Genomic DNA, 16,994 nt, shown 5'->3' on the forward strand with positions numbered 1-16,994 from the left:
TCCCGGTTTCCGGCATGCTCGGGTTTGGCGATGTAGCCGATATGACCGCTTTGCGACCGTCACATGACGGTGGCGGCGGCCGCCCCATGGGCGCTGCGGCCAGGAAAAACCACGGCCCCGAAGGGCCGTGGTGGGGGTGCCTCAAATCACAGCGTGATGGATCAGAAGCGCTGCTGGTACTTCATGTAGACGAAGCGGCCGATGTCGTAGCCACCGTAGTACGAGAAGGCCGAGTTCGGCTTGCTGTACATGACCGGGCCGTACTTCTCGAACACGTTGTTGGCACCGACCGAGACGGTTGCATCCCACGGCAGCGAGTAACGGACCTGCACGTCGTGGAAGGTGACCGCGCCGCGCTCGTTGTAGTTGCGCGATCCCTTGTACCACGGTGCATATACGCCCGGATCCGAGCACTCGTCCGGGTACAGCGCGATGTTCGAGCAGGTTTCCTTCACGCCCGAATAGTAACGCGCGGTCCAGCTCGCGCCGAAGTTGCCCCGCTCGTAGCCCAGCACCAGGTTGGAACGGACACGGAAGGCGCTGCCGATGCCGTTGGTGACGATCGGGACGATCGAGCTGTCGTTGGAAGTGCGGTAGGTCGCACTGGACACATAGGTGGTGGCCGAGTTCACGTTGAACTTGCCGAACCGGGTGTCCAGACGGTAGCTCACATCCAGGTCGTAGCCTTCGGTTTCCATGAAGCCCGCATTGCGGTTGCCGAACTTCAGGTTGGTCACGATGCCGGTCACCGGGTCACGCTGGAAGCGCGAGCAGCGCGCCTCGATGCCCGACTCGTAGCAGTCCTGCAGGATCTGGGTCGGCGTATCAGCGATGATCGTGTTGTCGATGCGGATCTTCCACCAGTCCAGCGAGGCGTTGAACCCCTGGATGAAGCTCGGGCTCCAGACCAGGCCCAGGGTCTTGCTGGTCGAGGTTTCCGGCGTCAGCAGCGGATTCGATCCGGAGGTGAACGGCACCGGAGTCGCGTCGGTTGCCGTGTTCACCGGGGTGCCGCCCTGGCGCAGCTGGCGGAAGGTATCCGCATTGGCGATGTCACGCGCGCAACGTGCACGGACTTCCGCGCTGGAGGCCGAGGAACCGAAACGGGTATCGCACGGATCGCTGAACTGCGCGAAGGTCTCCGAACCACCACCGAACAGGTCGCTGATGGTCGGTGCGCGGAAGCCCTCGGCCCAGGTGCCACGCACCATCAGCGAGTCGATCGGCTTCCACTTGAAGCCGAACTTGCTGTTGAGCGTGTTGCCGAAGGTGTTGTAGTCCGAGAAGCGGGTGGCGCCATTGAAGCTCAGTTCCTTCGCGCCCGGGAGGTCGGCCAGCACGGGAACGTTCACTTCCAGGTAGGCTTCGTTGACGGTGTAGTCGCCGCCGGTCGGGCCAGCGGCCAGGTTGGTGGTAGCGCCGGTCCGGGCCAGGGCATCCGGGGTGTACTTGCCTTCTTCCTTGCGGCTTTCCACGCCGAAGGCGAAGCCGAGGTCGCCGGCCGGCAGGGTCACGATGCTGCCGGCGATGTTGGCGAAGAAGTTCTTGGAAGTCGTGCGGCCCTTGGTGACCTCTTCCGGGAACAGCCACGCCTGCAGTTCTTCGTTGCCGTACAGGCCATCGGCAGCCGTCGTGCCATAGGGGACCAGCGGGTTCCACGGCTTGCAGACGTCGTAGGAGATCGGGGCAGCGGCGGTGCCGCACTGTACCTTCCCGGTGGCGGCGTTGTAGAAGGACGGGCCTACGCCGGCCGCGACGCGTGCCTTGTGCAGGTTGCCGGTTGCCACCGACTCCAGTTCATTGCGGTTGTACTGGTAGCCCACTTCCCAGTCGAAGTAGCGTTCGCCGATCTCGAACGAACCATCGAACGACGCCACCGCGCGGTAGGTCTTCAGCTCGCTGGTGGTCACGCGCGGCACTTCCCAGGTACGGCGGTTCCAGGCCACGGCGGTCGGGTTGGCATAACCGTGCTGGCGGCCGAATGGGTTGAAGTAGCTGTCGATCGACATCGAGCCGACACCGGCGGTGCTCGACTGCAGCGGGTAGCCCGCGATCTGGCGGGTGGACTCACGCTGGTTGTAGCCCAGCTCGGTGCGGAAGTTGACGTTGTCGGTGATCTTGAACCGGCCGTCGAAGTAGACCGAGTCGCGCTTGACCGGGTACATCACGTGCATCTGGTCGTTGGCGTTGCTCACGTCACCGGTGAAGGGCGTGGTATTGGTGAGGTGGTAGTTGGCCGGGTTGGTCGGGTCCGTGCCGCGGTTGAGGGAGTAGCCGCAGCCAGCAGTGGCGGTACAGCCCGGGCCGCGCAGGCCCGTGAACTGGCCGTACTGGCTGATCGTGGTCCAGTTGCTGGTGTCGTTCGGATGGCGATCGGTCATGCCGTACTGGCTGAAGCCGCGATCACGCGCCCACACGCCCTTCTCTTCGGCATGCTCGGCCGACAGGGTCAGCGACACGCGCTCGTTGCTCCAGCCGGCGACCACATCGAAGCGGTCGCGTGCACCGTCGCCCTGGCTGTACTGGCCGTGGTAGACGTTGGCGGTCACACCGGTGACATTGGAACGGGTGATGATGTTCACCACGCCGGCCATGGCGTCGGAGCCGTAGATCGCAGAGGCGCCGTCCTTCAGCACCTCGATGCGCTCCACGGCAGACACCGGCAGCGAGGAGATGTCCTGGTAGCCGGACGTGCTGATGCCCAGGCGCTTGCCGTTGACCAGCACCAGCGTGCGCTGCGTGCCCAGGTTGCGCATGTCGATGTACGTACCGCCTGCGTTTTCACCCGCGGTCAGCGCATTGGCGCGGCTGATGGCCGGGCTGCCCATCGCGGTGACGTTCTGCAGGATGTCCGCAACCGAGCTGAAGCCCTGCTTTTCAATGTCATTGCGGCTGATCGCGAACACCGGCTGGGCGGTTTCCACTCTACCTGGCGGATGCGCGAGCCGGTGATCTCGATGCGGTCGAGGTTGGTGGGAGTGGTGCTGCTGCCGTCCTGGGCAAACGCGGGCAGCGCGGCCAGCGCTGCGGTGGTAGCAAGGGCGTAGCGGATGGCCTGCCCCAGGTTGGTGCGTGAAGTCATGGCGAGCTCTCTCTCTCTCGGGTCGTGCAGAAGACGCCAAAGGGGGCGTCGAACGGGCCAGCAGGGTCAATGACCGAGCCAGCGACCCGATAGTAGTCTCGTTGGTTAATTCCCTGTAAAGAGCTCGTATCAATTCATGTCACAAGGCATCGCGAATCTTCACAAAATGTGAACAGAAGCAGAGGCTTACGGTTCGGTCGCGATCAAGTTGGCGGCTTTTTATGCTGCAATGCAGCACGAAAAGCCGCCAAACTGCGCAAAGTGGCCACGCGAAATGCGTCACGTTGAGGCTGCATTGCGCAGCGCGGAGGCGCGTATTCAGGCCACGAACGGCCGGAACTGGATACCCAGCCCGGCGATGCCGTCGGTCTCGCCGATCAGGTCGGCACGCAGCAACGGCCGGGCGTCGATGAAGGCCTGCGGGACGATCAGCGACAGGCGGTTGTCATCGGCGGTCAGTTCCAGTGCCGGTAACGGGGCGTCCTCATGGGCACGATTGAGCAGCACGGCCAGGCGCAGCAGGGCGGCCAGCCGGCGCGCGGTCAGCAACAGGCGCTCGGGCAGGGCGTCGAAGGCCGTCTTGGGCACGTTGCGGCGGTGGCTGCGTACCAGCGCGGCCAGCATCTGCTGCTCCTGCCGCGAAAAGCCGGAGATGTCCGAATGCTCCAGCACGTAGCTGCCATGCACGTGGTAACCGCTGTGCGCGATCATCAGGCCCAGTTCGTGCAGGCGCGCGGCCCAGCCGAGCATGCGCGCGTCGTCGGCATCGAGCTTCCATTGCTCCTGCACCTGTTCCAGCAGCGACAGCGCTGTCTCCTGCACGCGGTCAGCCTGTACGGTATCAATGCCGTAGCGCTGGGTCAGCGCGGCCACCGATTCGTCACGCGGATCGTTCTCGCCGGCGCGGCCGAGGATGTCGTAGAGGATGCCTTCACGCATCGCCGCCTTGCTGACCAGCAGCTTCTGCAGGCCCAGCGCCTGGAACGCGGCCTCCAGCACCAGGATGCCGCCGGCGATGATCGGGCGGCGGTCACTGGACAGGCCCGGCAACTGGATATCGTCGATCTTCTTCGCCTTCAGCAGTTCGTCGCGCAACTGGGGCAGGGCCTCGGCAGTGATCGCGCCCTTGCTCAGTTTCATCGTCGCGCAGATCTCACTGATCGCCTTGTGCGTGCCCGACGAACCCAGCGCCTCCTGCCAGCCCAGCGCGCGGTACTTGCTGGCGAAGGGCTGGAACTCGCGACCGATCTCGGCCAGTGCGTCCTTCCAGCGCTTCTTGCTCAGCTTGCCGCCCGGGAAGAAGCGGCGGGTACTGGCGATGCACCCGGCCTGCAGGCTCTCGCGCTCCAGTGTCTGCATGCCCATGCCGATGATGAATTCGGTCGAGCCGCCCCCGATGTCGATCACCAGGCGCCGCTGGCCGGGCTTGGGCGGCTGCGCATGGGCAACGCCGAGGTAGATCAGGCGGGCTTCTTCGCGGCCGCTGACCACCTCGATGGCATGGCCGAGCGCGGTTTCGGCCGGGACCAGGAACGACTGAGGGGAACGCAGCTGGCGCACGGTGTTGGTGGCCAGCGCGCGTACCCGGTGCGCCGGTACGTTGCGGATACGCTGGCCGAAGCGTGCCAGGCACTCCAGCGCGCGTTGCCGGGCTGCGGAGGAGAGGCCGCCCTTTCCATCCAGGCCATCGGCCATCCGCACCGTTTCGCGCAGCCGGTCGATCACCCGCAGCTGGCCGAGCGTATAGCGCGCGATGACCATGTGGAAACTGTTGGAGCCAAGGTCGATGGCGGCCAGCAGGTCGCCATCCTGCAATGCGGGCGGAGTCGTGGTGGTATGCGGCATGGGCGAATGTTAGCCGAAGGGGCGGTGTGCTCGTCACCGCGCGGCCTTCAGATTTTGGAAGGGGCGTGCAGCAGGATTGCAGGGGGTCAGATCCCCTTCCCGCAGGAAAGGGATCTGACCCCGGGCGATCCGACCGTTGGTCGGCACTGATCGACTCCCGATCAACGGTCGCGATCCACCGGGGCAGCAGGTCGTTGGCTTACAGCCCCTGCATCAACGCCATCTGCGCCGAATGCGGGGCTTCATCGTGGGCGGGCGCGCGCTTGTGGTACCCGCCTTCGGCATCCAGTTCCCAGGCGTTGAGATTGTCGTCCAGGTAGTTCTGCAGCACTTCGCGGTACACCCGCCTGGCCAGCTCCGGGTCCAGGATCGGGAAACAGGTCTCGACCCGGCGCAGCAGGTTGCGTTCCAGCCAGTCGGCGCTGGCGCAGTACATCTCCGGTGCGCCGTCGTTGCCGAACCAGTACACCCGGCTGTGCTCGAGGAAGCGGCCGACGATGGAGCGCACGCGGATGTTGTCCGAGATGCCGGGCACGCCCGGGCGCAGGGTGCAGGCACCGCGGATGATCAGGTCGATCTGCACGCCGGCCTGCGAAGCGGCATACAGCGCGCGAACCACCTGCGGTTCGTTCAACGCATTCATCTTGGCGATGATCCGCGCCGGGCGGCCCGCGGTGGCGATGCGTGTCTCGCGTTCGATACGGCCGAGGATGCCGGTGTGCAGGGTGAACGGCGACTGCAGCAGGCGCTTGAGCTTCATTTTCGAGGCCAGCCCGGACAGCTGCTGGAACAGCAGGTGCACATCGTTGCCGATATCCGGGTCGGCGGTGATCAGGCTGATGTCGGTGTACGCGCGCGCGGTGCCGCTGTGATAGTTGCCGGTACCCAGGTGCACATAGCGGCGCAGCTTGCGGCCCTCGCGGCGGACGATCAGCAGCATCTTGGCGTGGGTCTTGTAGCCCACCACGCCGTACACCACCTGCACGCCGGCTTCCTGCAGGCGATCGGCCAGGCCAAGGTTGGCCTCCTCGTCGAAGCGCGCGCGCAGTTCCACCACCACGGTCACGTCCTTGCCGTTGCGCGCAGCCTGGATCAGGGCGTCGACGATCAGGGAATCCTTGCCGGTGCGGTACAGGGTCTGCTTGATCGCCAGTACCTGCGGGTCGGTCGCGGCCTGCCGGATCAGGTCCAGCACGGCGGTGAACGCGTCGAACGGATGATGCAGCAACAGGTCCTTGCGCGCGACGATGTCGAAGATGCCGTCGCTGTCGCGCAGCGTGCGCGGGTTCATCGGCGGGTACTTCAGGTCCGGCCGCCCGATCAGGTCGTACAGCTGGATGATGCGGTTGAGGTTGACCGGGCCATCGATGCGGTACACCGCGTTTTCGGTCAGGCCGAAGTTCTGCAGCAGGGTGCGCACGATCTCGCGCGGCATGTCGTGGGCGATCTCCAGCCGCACCGCCGGGCGGTAGCCACGGTCGACCAGTTCGTCGCGCAGGGCCAGTGCCAGGTTTTCCACTTCCTCCTCGTCCACCACCAGCTCGGAGTTGCGGGTGACGCGGAACTGGTAGGCCCCCTGGACTTCCATGCCCGGGAACAGCTCGTCGACGAAGGTCGACAGCACCGATGACAGGAACACGAAGTTCTGCGCGCCGCCGAGTTTTTCCGGCAGCTGGATGATGCGGGGCAGCGAGCGCGGCGCGCGCACGATGGCGAGGTGGCCGGCGCGGCCGAAGGCGTCGGTGCCCTTCAGCACCACCACGATGTTCAGCGACTTGTTGAGGATCTTCGGGAACGGGTGCGCCGGATCCAGGCCCAGGGGCGACAGCACCGGCATGATCTCGTTGCGGAAATAGGCGCGCAGCCAGCGCTTCTGGCGATCATTCCAGGAATGGCGGCCGAGTACCCCGATGCCGGCCTCCATCAACGCCGGGCGCAGCGTCTCGTTCCAGCAGCGGTACTGCTGGTCCACCAGCTCGGCGGCGCGTTCGTGGATGGCATTGAGGATGGCCTGTGGCCCCATGCCGTCGGGCGCCGGGGGCAGGCCGAACTCCTGCGCATGGCGCACGGCGGCGGCGCGGATTTCGAAGAATTCATCCAGGTTGGTGCAGGAGATGCACATGAAGCGCAGCCGCTCCAGCAGCGGTACCTGCGGGTCCATGGCCTGGGCCAGCACGCGGAAGTTGAAATCCAGCTGTGACAGCTCGCGGTTGATGTACAGCGCCGGATCGCGCAGTGGATCATTATCCGGGCTCACGGGGAGGGGAAGGGATCCGAGGCTGCTCATGGTTTATTCCTCGACGGAAACAAGGGGGGCGGAATCACGCGGGCGCACGTGGTCGGCATCGAAATGGCAGGAGAACACCGAGCCCTTGCCAACTTCGCTTTCGATCTCCAGCCGCGCGTGGTGCAGGCCGAGGATGTGCTTGACGATGGACAGTCCCAGGCCGGTCCCGCCGCTCTCGCGCGAACGGCTGCTGGAAACACGGTAGAAACGTTCGGTCAGGCGCGGCAGGTGGGCGGCCGGGATGCCGTATCCGGAATCGCGCACGGCCAGCACCGCGCCGTCGCCTTCGCGGCGGAATTCCACCGCGATGCGGCCTCCAGCCGGCGTATAGCGCACCGCATTGGTGACCAGGTTGGAAAATGCGCTGTGCAGCTCCTTGGTCGAACCCTGCAGGTCGACGCCGGCCAGATCGTCGATGCTGATCTGGTGGCGGCCCTGGCTGTGTGCCTCCGCCTCCCGGCGCAGGGTGGCCAGCATCGGCTGCATCGCCACGGCCTCTTCCTCGCTGTGCTCCTGCGATTCCAGCCGCGACAGGGTCAGCAGGTCTTCCACCAGCTGCGCCATGCGCTGGCTCTGCTTGCGCATTTCTTCCAGCATGGGGCCGGTCCCCGGGAAGTCTTCCGGGTCCATCATGTCCAGGTAGCCGTGGACCACGGTGAGTGGCGTACGCAATTCGTGTGAAACGTTGGCCACGAAGTCGCGGCGTACCTGCTCCAGGCGCAGCAGCTTGCTGACGTCCCGGGCGATCAGCAGCCAGTAGTCCGATGAATACGGAATCAGGCGCAGGTTCAGGCGGATCGCCGGATCGACCGGCGAGGGCACATCAAGGATCGGTTCGGCATTGCGGCCACCGGCCAGCCAGTGGGCCAGCGGCATGGGCTGCAGGCGCTCGACCAGGGCCTCGCCGAGGTCGCCGGGGTGGTGCAGGCCGAGCAGGGCCGTGGCAGCTTCGTTGAACCACTGCACGCGCTGGCTGTTGCGATCGAGCACCACCACGGCATCGGGCAGCGCGGCGGCGGCGGCGCGGTAGCTGCGCAGCATGTCCAGCAGGCGGCGCTTGCGCACGCGCATTTCCACCTGGTTGCGGTAGAGCAGGCGGTCCAGCTCGTTCCAGACGCCGCTGCCTTCCTCGGCGGTGTCCCAGCGCTGGCGCGCGGTCAGCCGGCGCAATACGCGGCGCAGGCGCCAGTAATGCCAGGCCAGGGTCGCCAGTGCGCCCACCGCGATGCACATCCACAGGTGGCCCGTGAACCATCCCACCAGTCCGGAGAACAGCAGCACCGCGGCGACGGTGGCCAGGGTCTTCAACCAGGCAGAGCGGATGTGGCGGGGCATTGCAGTCTCGTCGGTGAGGTGCGGCGGTTCACAGGAATGAACCGAGGGTTATAGCAGAGTTGCCGGCACCGGCACCCGCAGGTGCGCGGCGCCGGCACGACGAGGCTCAGGTCGCAGTGGAAAAGCGGTAACCGGCGCCGCGCACGGTCTGCACCATGTTCTCGGCGTTGAACGGTTCCAGGGTCTTGCGCAGGCGGCGGATATGCACGTCGATGGTGCGTTCCTCCACGTACACGCTGCCGCCCCATACATGGTCGAGCAACTGGGCACGGGTATAGACGCGCTCGGGGTGGGTCATGAAGAAGTGCAGCAGGCGGTACTCGGTCGGGCCGATCGGTACCGGCTGGTCGCTGGCGAACACGCGATGGGCGGCGCCATCGATGCGGATGGGCCCCACCGCCACGCTGCCGTCCTCGTCATCTTCGCGCGCGCGGCGCATGACCGCGCGGATGCGCGCCAGCAGTTCACGTGCCGAGAACGGCTTCACCACGTAGTCGTCCACGCCCGCTTCAAGGCCACCGACGCGGTCGTTCTCCTCACCGCGAGCGGTCAGCATGATGATCGGCACCTCGCGGGTCAGCGTCTCCTTGCGCCAACGGCGCGCCAGGTCCAGGCCGCTGGTGCCGGGCAGCATCCAGTCCAGCAGGATCAGGTCGGGGACGCGGTCGGCGATCGCGGTCTGGGCCTCGCGGGCGTCGCCGGCGTGGACCGGCTCGTAGTCGCCCTTGCGCAGGGCGAAGGCGACCATTTCACGGATCGCGGGCTCGTCGTCGACGATCAGGATGCGTTTCTGCACGAGAACACCGTAGGGCTTGGTTACTGGAGTGGTGCCAGTAGACTACGGTTTGATGACATGTTTGTGACTGCCTGGCCGGAACCATCCTTGGTTGCCATCGGCGGGTCATCCGGCGCTCAGCGGCGGTCCAGGTCAGGGTCCTGAACGCCCTGGCGGCGCAGTTCCAGCACGGTCGGGGTGATCGCCTCGATGCGCGCATCCACCCGTGCCCTGCCGATGTAGTCCAGCGCCGGGTTGCGCTTGAGCGCCTGCAGCTGCAGCAGCGCCTGTTCGGGCCGGCCACTGAGGAAGGCGGCTTCGGCATAGGCCTCACTGGCCCGCACGCTGTCGCCCGCCAGTTCGCTGGCGCGGGCGTAACGCTGCTGGAAGACCGGATCATTACCACTTTGCGACAGCAACGGCCGCAGCATGGCCTGTGCGCGCTGGCCGGCCTCGCGGGTGCCCTGTTCGTTCAGGATCTCGGCATAGGTCAGGGCGACCGGGCGGCTGTTGGGGTGCTCACGCAGCAACTGTTCAAAACGGCTGTTGGCCTGCGCGGCCTGGCCTGCGCGTGATTCGGCCTCACCCAGCCCCAGCGCCAGCCACAGGTTGCCCGGGCGGGTCTGCAGCAGCGCGGCCAGGGTCTGCCGCGCCTGTGCGGCACCGCTGCGGCCACCGCGCATCACCGCCAGCGCCTGGCCATAGCGCTGGGCGTCATTGAGCCCATCCTTCTGGCGCTTGGCCAGGTCGGCGTACTCGCGCTCCAGCTCAGCGGTGGAATCGGCGCTGAGCACGCGCAGGCGCTCACGTGCCCAGTCGAAATCGCCGCTGGCGCCGCGGTTGAGCTGGCCGATCGGCAGCCGCAGCACGCTGCCGGGCAGCAGCGGGTTGTTGCCGCGCAACAGCGGCTCGCCCAGGCTCGGGTCGGCCGGGTCCACCCGTTCCTTGCGCTCGCCGCTGGGGGTGCTGGTGGTCAGCAGCACCGTATCCTTCTTCATCTGCTCGGCGCGGGCCTTGGCCTCGCTGATGCGGGTGATGTTGACCGGGTGGGTGCGCAGGAAGTCGGGCACGCTGTAGCCACCCTCGTTGCCGCGCATCGCCGCCGACATCCGCTCGAAGAAGCCGGCCATGGCGTCCACGTCGTAACCGCTGCGCGCCAGGGTGCGGATGCCGAGGCGGTCGGCTTCGGACTCGTTGGAGCGGGTGTAGTTGATCTGGCGCTGCTGCATCAGGCCCATGCCGGAACTGATCGCGGCCATGGTCGCATTGCCGGACGAGGTGCTGTTGCTGGCCTGGGCGGCTACCACCGCTGCGAGCATGCCCAGCAGGATCGGGATCTGGTCACGCTGGGCGCGCTCGACGCCGCGCAGCACGTGCTGCTGGGTGACGTGGGCAATTTCGTGCGACAGCACCGCAGCGACCTCGTCCTCGCGCTCGGCGGTCAGCACCAGGCCGGCGTTGACCCCGATGTAGCCGCCCAGCGTGGCGAACGCGTTGATCTGGCGATCCTTCATCACGAAGAACGTGTACGGCTGCCGCGGCTGGTCGCTGTTGGAACCCAGGCGGGTGCCCATGGTCTGCAGCCAGTCGTTGACCAGCGGATCGTCCAGCAGGTAGCCGTAGTTGCGCAGCTCGCGCAGCATCATCGCGCCGTACTCGGCCTGGCGGGCAGGGGTCAGCAGCTCGCCGGCCGAGGAGCCGATGTCGGGCAGTTTTTCCTGGGCGCGGGCCAGTGGCATGGCCAGGGACAGGGTCACGGCGGTCGTCAGCAGCAGGGCTCGCAAGCGGAAGGTCCTTGGGTGGGGCGCGCCAAGCGTGGCAGGGCAGGGGGCAACCATTCGTTAACCCACAGTGTTGCGGTGGTGGCGTGGAAATTCCAGCGCACCGGTACCATATGTAGACCGTCGATCCCTCGTGGAGTTTCCCGTGACAGCCCAGACCGCCGGCGGTGCCCCCGCCATCACCATCTATTCCACCGCCGTCTGCCCGTACTGCGTGGCCGCAAAGAACTTCCTGAAGAGCAAGGGCCAGCAGTGGACCGAAGTCCGCATCGACCTGGACCCGGCCGAGCGCGAGAAGATGATGGCACTGACCCGCCGCACCAGCGTGCCGCAGATTTTCGTCGGCGACGTCCACGTCGGCGGCTACGACGACATGATGGCGCTGCACCGTGAAGGCAAGCTCGAGCCGCTGCTGGCCGGGCAGGGCCAGGCATGAGCGCGGCCGACGACGGCAGCAAGGACCGCATCGCCGAGTTCACCGCGTTCCGCAAGCGCATGAACGAGCGCATCCTGGGCGAACCGAATCAGGTGGTGCGCCGCTTCTTCGCGCTGGACACGCAGACCTACCAGGCCGGTGCGCTGGACGTGAAGACCAAGGAACTGCTGGGCCTGGTGGCCTCGATGGTGCTGCGCTGCGACGACTGCATCAGCTACCACGTGGCCCAGTGCAAGGACGCTGGCGTCACCCGCGAGGAGTTCTTCGAGACCTTCTCGGTCGGCCTGGTGGTCGGCGGCTCGATCGTGATCCCGCACCTGCGCCGCGCGGTCGACTTCCTCGACCAGCTCGAAGGCGGCGCCGCCGCGCCAGCCGCGCACGAGCACTGAGCCTGTCGGGAACCGGCCCATTGCGGACCCTGGTAGTGCCGGCCGCTGGCCGGCATCGCCTGAACCCGGCATCGCCGGGGTTGCCGGCCAGGGACCGGCACTACCGCACCCGCAAGGGGCCTCCCCGCGATCCAACAGCCCAGGAGCCCCCTTGTTGTTCAAGGGGGCGCACCGACAGGCGCGGGGATAAGGTGGGATGCGCGGGCAATTCTGCCTGAGCCGGGGACTGGGACCATGGTCTATTTGGGACCTCGGCCCCGGCTAAGGCATAATTGCCGGTGAAACTTCCTTTGCGCCGGCGTTTCCGGGCACGTCCGGACGGCGTTTTTCCCCCTGTTCGGAACATCGATCAATGACGCAGAAAATTACGGTCATCCGCGGCGACGGCATTGGCCCGGAAATCATGGACGCCACCCTGTTCGTGCTCGACCAGCTCAACGCTGGCCTGGAGTATGAAGAGGCCGACGCCGGCCTGGTGGCGCTGGAGAAGCACGGCGACCTGATGCCGGCGGTGACCCTGGAATCGATCGCGCGCAACAAGGTCGCGCTGAAGAGCCCGCTCACCACCCCGGTCGGTGGTGGCTTCACCTCGATCAACGTCAGCCTGCGCCGCCACTTCGACCTGTACGCCAACGTGCGTCCGGCCCACACCTTCCCGAACACCAAGTCGCGTTTCGACAACGTCGACCTGATCACCGTTCGTGAGAACACCGAAGGTGCCTACCTGGCCGAAGGCCAGGAAGTGTCGGCCGACGGCGAAACCGCCTTCTCCGGCACCCGCATCACCCGCAAGGGTTCCGAGCGCATCGTGCGCTACGCCTTCGAGCTGGCAAAGAGCACCGGCCGCAAGAAGGTCACCGCCGTGCACAAGGCCAACATCATCAAGTCGACCTCGGGCCTGTTCCTGAACGTCGCCCGTGAAGTGGCCGCGCAGTACCCGGAGATCGAGTTCCAGGAAATGATCGTCGACAACTGCTGCATGCAGCTGGTGATGCGTCCGGAACAGTTCGATGTGATCGTCACCACCAACTTGTTCGGCGACATCATCTCCGACCTGTGCGCCGGCCTGGTCGGCGGCCTGGGCCTGGCCCCGGGCGCCAACATCGGCAAGGATGCGGCGATCTTCGAAGCCGTGCACGGCACCGCGCCGGACATCGCCGGCCAGGGCAAGGCCAATCCGTGCGCGCTGCTGCTGGCGGCCGCGCAGATGCTGGACCATATCGGCCAGCCGGAAAATGCCGAGCGCCTGCGCAAGGCCATCGTGGCCACCATGGAAGCCAAGGACTCGCTGACCGGCGACCTCGGCGGCACCGGTACCACCATGAGCTTCGCCAAGGCCATCGCCAGCCGCCTGTAAGCGACTGGCATTCCGGCTGGAGATCGCCTCGGGCGACGTCCAGTCGGGGCCGCGGAGCGTTGAAGACGGGCCGTCCTTGTACGGCCCGTCTACGTTTTCAATCGCGGGATTTGACCAACAGGATGTTTCCAGATGCCTGAGGCGGCCGTGTGGGTCGTGGCGGCCGTTGCGGTCTATGCCATCGGCGTGGCGATCTACGCCACCTTCTACTGGCCGTGGTCCCGTGCCCAGCGTGCGCTGCGCCGCTTGAGCAGGCATGGGGTGCCCCTCCGCAGCCTGCGGGAGAGCGAGGCGCGCATCCTGCGGTTGGTCGAATTTCCGGCAGGATTGCCTGTGTATCTGCTCGAAGGCAGCTGCGCGGCGTTCGTGATCAGGAGCAGGATCTCTCCGGCCCAGCATGTGCAGACGCTGGCCGGCATCCCAGTGAAGTATCCGGCGGGCCTTGCACGTGCCGTGCGTGTGGGCAGCAATACCGCCGAAGTGGTGCTGGGTCGTGACCACGCGATGATCGTGCGACTCAATGGGGTCAAGCTGGCCTAGTAGAGCTCGACTCTACATGAGCCATCTGTGCATAAATCGCACAGATCATGTACCGATACGTGGCTGGTTTGTGCGCCATCCGCTCCGCATCCTGTGCCCACTTTCCACTGCACAGGAGTCGCTCCATGAACCTCACCGCCTTCGGCCTGGCCAGCCTGATCGGCATGGCCGCCACCACCCCGGTCGCTGCTGCCGAACCGGCCCATCCCACCATCCGCCACATGGCTGGCGCGCCTGTTGTCACTTCGCTGGATGCGGCGAAGACCGCCGTGCTGGTGATCGACTTCCAGAACGAGTACTTCGATGCCGAGGCCGCACCGGGCTTTGCCGGTGGCCGCATGGTGATCCCCGAGGGCGTGGCCGCGCTGCACCAGGCCCAGCGGGTGGTGCGGTTCGCTGATACCCACGGCATCCGCGTGATCCATGTGCAGCACGTGCTGCCTGCCGGTGCACCGCTGTTCGCGCAGGGCAGCGTCAATGCGGCCTTCCATCGCGACCTGCAGCCGCGCCAAGGGGAGACCGTGGTGCAGAAGGACAACGTCAGCGTATTCGCCGGCGCGTCTGCCGCCGTGCTCGACCAGGTGCTGAAGAGCGCTGGCATCGACACCCTGATCGTCACCGGCCTGCAGACCCATGCCTGCGTGGCAGGTGCCGCGCGCGATGCTGCTGCCGCACCGCGCGGTTACCGGGTGATCGTGGCGTCCGATGCCAGTGCCAGCCGCGACCTTGATCTGGCCGGCGGCCGTCGCATCGATCATCGCGCGCTGCACGAGGCTTCGCTGGCGCAGATCGAAGACGCTTTCGGTGATGTCATGAATACCGACGCGATCCTGGCGTTGCCGGTGCGCAGGGCAGGCGACGGCGCTTGATAAGCTGGCGGGGCCCGCGCGCCGCGGGTCCCGCCATGTGGAGCCACCCGCCGATGGATCATTTCGCCGCCCTGCGTGCGTTGCGCGCCATCGTCGACGCGGGCAGCTTCACTGCTGCTGCGGAACGACTGGGGACGACCCATTCGGCGATGTCGCGCCAGTTGCGGCAGCTCGAGGAGCACCTGCAGGTGCGCCTGCTTGATCGCAACAGTCGCCGTCTTTCATTGACCGAAGCCGGACGCGACTATTACCGCGACGCCACGTCGCTGCTGGATCGGCTGCAGGAGGCGGATGACCGCGCGCGTGCCGCGCAGGCACAGCCCAGCGGCACCGTGCGGATCAGCGTGCCGCAGGTGGTGGCCAGCCAGGAGCTGCCGCAGTGGCTGCCCACGTTCCTCGAGCGCTGCCCGCTGGTATCGCTGGACCTGTCCGCCGACGATCAACAGGTCGACCTGGTCGGAGGCGGCTTCGACCTGGTCCTGCGCATTGCGTCGTCATTGCCGGACAGCCGGTTGGTCGCGCGCGAGCTGGCCCAATGCCCGCGCATCCTGGTGGCGGCACCGGCCTACCTGGCCCGGCATGGCCTGCCGCGGCAGGCGTCGGACCTGCAGCATCACAACCTGATCGGTTTCAGTCCCGGCCCGGGGATGGTGTCCTGGCGGCTGCAGGGGCCGCGCGGCGCAACCGCAAGCGTCGACGCCGGGCAGCGCCTGCGCGTGGACGCCACTCCGGCGCTGTACGCCGCTGCGTTGGCCGGCATGGGTATCGGCCTGTTCACTGCGCTCACCGTGCAGGAGGACTTGCGTACCGGCCGCCTGATCCGCGTGCTGCCGGCCTGGCATGCCGGCCAGCGTCGCTATTTCGCGTTGTATCCGCATGCGCGCGCGTTGGCTCCCAAAGTGCGCGCGTTGGTCGAGCACCTTGCCGCGCACTACGCTGCACAGGCCGGCGTCGCCGGCTAGCCGGGCAATGCCGCCACGCGTCACAAGAGAAAAGGGCGCCCCGAAGGCGCCCTTTGTCGTTTATGGCCCTGCCCGGTTCAGCGCTGCTGAATCTTCGACAACAGGCGCAGGAACTCCACGTACAACCAGACCAGGGTCACCATCAGGCCGAAGGCGCCATACCACTCCATGTACTTCGGCGCACGCTGGGCCACGCCGGTTTCGATGAAGTCAAAGTCCAGCACCAGGTTCAGTGCGGCCACGACCACCACGAACAGGCTGAAGGCGATGCCCAGCCAGCTGGCATCGTGGATCACCGGCACGTTGATGTTGAAGAAGCCAAGCACGAACGAGGCCAGGTAGAGCAGGGCGATGCCACCGGTCGCTGCGACTACGCCAAGCTTGAAGTTCTCGGTGGCCTTGATCACGCCGCTGCGGTACGCCACCAGCAGCGCGGCCAGCGTGCCGAAGGTCAGCAGCACGGCCTGGAACACGATGCCCGGGTACTTCATGTTGAACAGTGCCGAGACGGCGCCCAGGAACAGGCCTTCGACCAGCGCGTACATCGGTGCGGTAACCGGCGACCATTCCTTCTTGAAGATGGTGATCAGCGCCAGCACCAGGCCGCCGATCGCACCGCCCATGGCGAACAGGCTTGCGCTGCCGGAAATCTGGCCGTACTCGTCCACCGACTGGTTCCAGGCGAAGGCCGCGGTCAACACGGTCAACAGCAGCAGGATGCCGGTCTTGTTGGCGGTGCCGTTGAGGGTCATCACCTGGTCGGGGCTGGTCACCACCGAGCCGCTGGCGAGGTCGAGGAAGGTCGACTCGGAAAGAGCCGGGTTGCCGCTGCGCATGCGTGTTCTCCGTGCGAATGAGGGTCGGGACGGCCATCCGGCCGATGGATGCGAGCATAGCCGATGACCACGTACGGTGCTGTGGCGGGCTTCAGGTTCCAGTCGTCCGCGTTGACAGTTCGCGACCGGCTTGGCGACAATGGCCAACTCCCCGGGCTTGGCCCGAGGGGATTGCAGCACCGGGGTATAGCGCAGTCTGGTAGCGCGCCTGCTTTGGGAGCAGGATGTCGGGGGTTCGAATCCCTCTACCCCGACCAATCCCACGCCACGTCGGATTGGACACCGTTCCGGTTCGGGCGCCCGTAGCTCAACTGGATAGAGCACCGGCCTTCTAAGCCGGCGGTTACAGGTTCGATTCCTGTCGGGCGCGCCATTGGCGGACACCGGAATCGCATCGACGATGTGAAGAAGTGCTTGCAAAAGTGCAGGGACTCCACCAGAATATCGGACTCGCTTCGGCGGATCGGAACTTCGGTGACAGTCCCCTGGCAATGATCTGC

Annotated in this window: 12 protein-coding genes, 2 tRNA genes and 1 pseudogene; 8 read left to right on the top strand and 7 right to left on the bottom strand. The window is 66.3% G+C overall.

Annotated features, from left to right (window positions below):
• Positions 1-161: 161 nt before the first annotated feature.
• From A9K58_RS11885 to A9K58_RS11910, 6 genes and pseudogenes are all read right to left on the bottom strand, one after another.
• Positions 162-3,082: pseudogene (locus A9K58_RS11885) on the bottom strand (TonB-dependent receptor domain-containing protein).
• Positions 3,083-3,400: 318 nt separating this feature from the next.
• Positions 3,401-4,927, bottom strand: coding sequence for an exopolyphosphatase (ppx, locus tag A9K58_RS11890; RefSeq protein WP_065199546.1), 1,527 nt, complete (start codon positions 4,925-4,927; stop codon positions 3,401-3,403).
• 199 nt (positions 4,928-5,126) lie between these two features.
• Complete coding sequence (ppk1, locus tag A9K58_RS11895; protein WP_065199547.1) at positions 5,127-7,214, bottom strand: polyphosphate kinase 1; 2,088 nt, start codon at positions 7,212-7,214, stop codon at positions 5,127-5,129.
• Positions 7,215-7,217: 3 nt separating this feature from the next.
• Entirely contained in the window at positions 7,218-8,549 is a 1,332-nt protein-coding gene (gene phoR, locus A9K58_RS11900) for a phosphate regulon sensor histidine kinase PhoR (RefSeq protein WP_065199548.1), read from the bottom strand.
• 106 nt (positions 8,550-8,655) lie between these two features.
• The gene (gene phoB / locus A9K58_RS11905; protein WP_065199549.1) at positions 8,656-9,345 is read right to left on the bottom strand and encodes a phosphate regulon transcriptional regulator PhoB; all 690 of its coding nucleotides are present in this window, start codon (positions 9,343-9,345) and stop codon (positions 8,656-8,658) included.
• 116 nt (positions 9,346-9,461) lie between these two features.
• Positions 9,462-11,108, bottom strand: a complete 1,647-nt coding sequence (locus A9K58_RS11910) for a M48 family metalloprotease (RefSeq protein WP_065199550.1) — start codon at positions 11,106-11,108, stop codon at positions 9,462-9,464.
• A 142-nt stretch (positions 11,109-11,250) separates the two neighbouring features.
• On the opposite strand from A9K58_RS11910, the gene grxC reads away from it, so the two are divergent.
• From grxC to A9K58_RS11940, 6 genes are all read left to right on the top strand, one after another.
• On the top strand, positions 11,251-11,541 hold the full coding sequence (grxC, locus tag A9K58_RS11915) for a glutaredoxin 3 (RefSeq protein ID WP_004154541.1): 291 nt from the start codon (positions 11,251-11,253) through the stop codon (positions 11,539-11,541).
• Entirely contained in the window at positions 11,538-11,930 is a 393-nt protein-coding gene (locus A9K58_RS11920; protein WP_065199551.1) for a carboxymuconolactone decarboxylase family protein, read from the top strand. The genes grxC and A9K58_RS11920 overlap by 4 nt, the downstream gene beginning before the upstream one ends.
• Before the next feature lie 352 nt (positions 11,931-12,282).
• Positions 12,283-13,287 carry an isocitrate dehydrogenase gene (locus A9K58_RS11925; protein ID WP_065199552.1) on the top strand — a complete coding sequence of 335 codons (1,005 nt, stop codon included), beginning with the start codon at positions 12,283-12,285 and terminating at the stop codon, positions 13,285-13,287.
• Positions 13,288-13,419: 132 nt separating this feature from the next.
• Entirely contained in the window at positions 13,420-13,827 is a 408-nt protein-coding gene (locus A9K58_RS11930; protein ID WP_065199553.1) for a hypothetical protein, read from the top strand.
• 125 nt (positions 13,828-13,952) lie between these two features.
• Entirely contained in the window at positions 13,953-14,696 is a 744-nt protein-coding gene (locus tag A9K58_RS11935; protein ID WP_065199554.1) for a cysteine hydrolase family protein, read from the top strand.
• A gap of 53 nt (positions 14,697-14,749) precedes the next feature.
• A complete protein-coding gene (locus tag A9K58_RS11940; RefSeq protein ID WP_065199555.1) occupies positions 14,750-15,658 on the top strand; it encodes a LysR family transcriptional regulator in 909 nt (302 codons plus the stop codon).
• A 77-nt stretch (positions 15,659-15,735) separates the two neighbouring features.
• Here the strand turns inward: A9K58_RS11940 and A9K58_RS11945 are convergent, their stop codons facing one another.
• Positions 15,736-16,494: a Bax inhibitor-1/YccA family protein gene (locus tag A9K58_RS11945; protein ID WP_065199556.1), complete on the bottom strand. Its 759-nt coding sequence runs from the start codon at positions 16,492-16,494 to the stop codon at positions 15,736-15,738.
• Between the two features lie 180 nt (positions 16,495-16,674).
• Between A9K58_RS11945 and A9K58_RS11950 the strand changes: the two genes are divergently transcribed.
• Together A9K58_RS11950 and A9K58_RS11955 are read left to right on the top strand one after the other, a co-directional pair.
• Positions 16,675-16,751, top strand: a tRNA-Pro gene (locus A9K58_RS11950).
• A gap of 39 nt (positions 16,752-16,790) precedes the next feature.
• Positions 16,791-16,867, top strand: a tRNA-Arg gene (locus tag A9K58_RS11955).
• Positions 16,868-16,994 lie beyond the last annotated feature (127 nt).

Origin of the sequence: Stenotrophomonas maltophilia, assembly GCF_001676385.1 — a bacterium.
GTDB lineage: Bacteria > Pseudomonadota > Gammaproteobacteria > Xanthomonadales > Xanthomonadaceae > Stenotrophomonas > Stenotrophomonas maltophilia_J.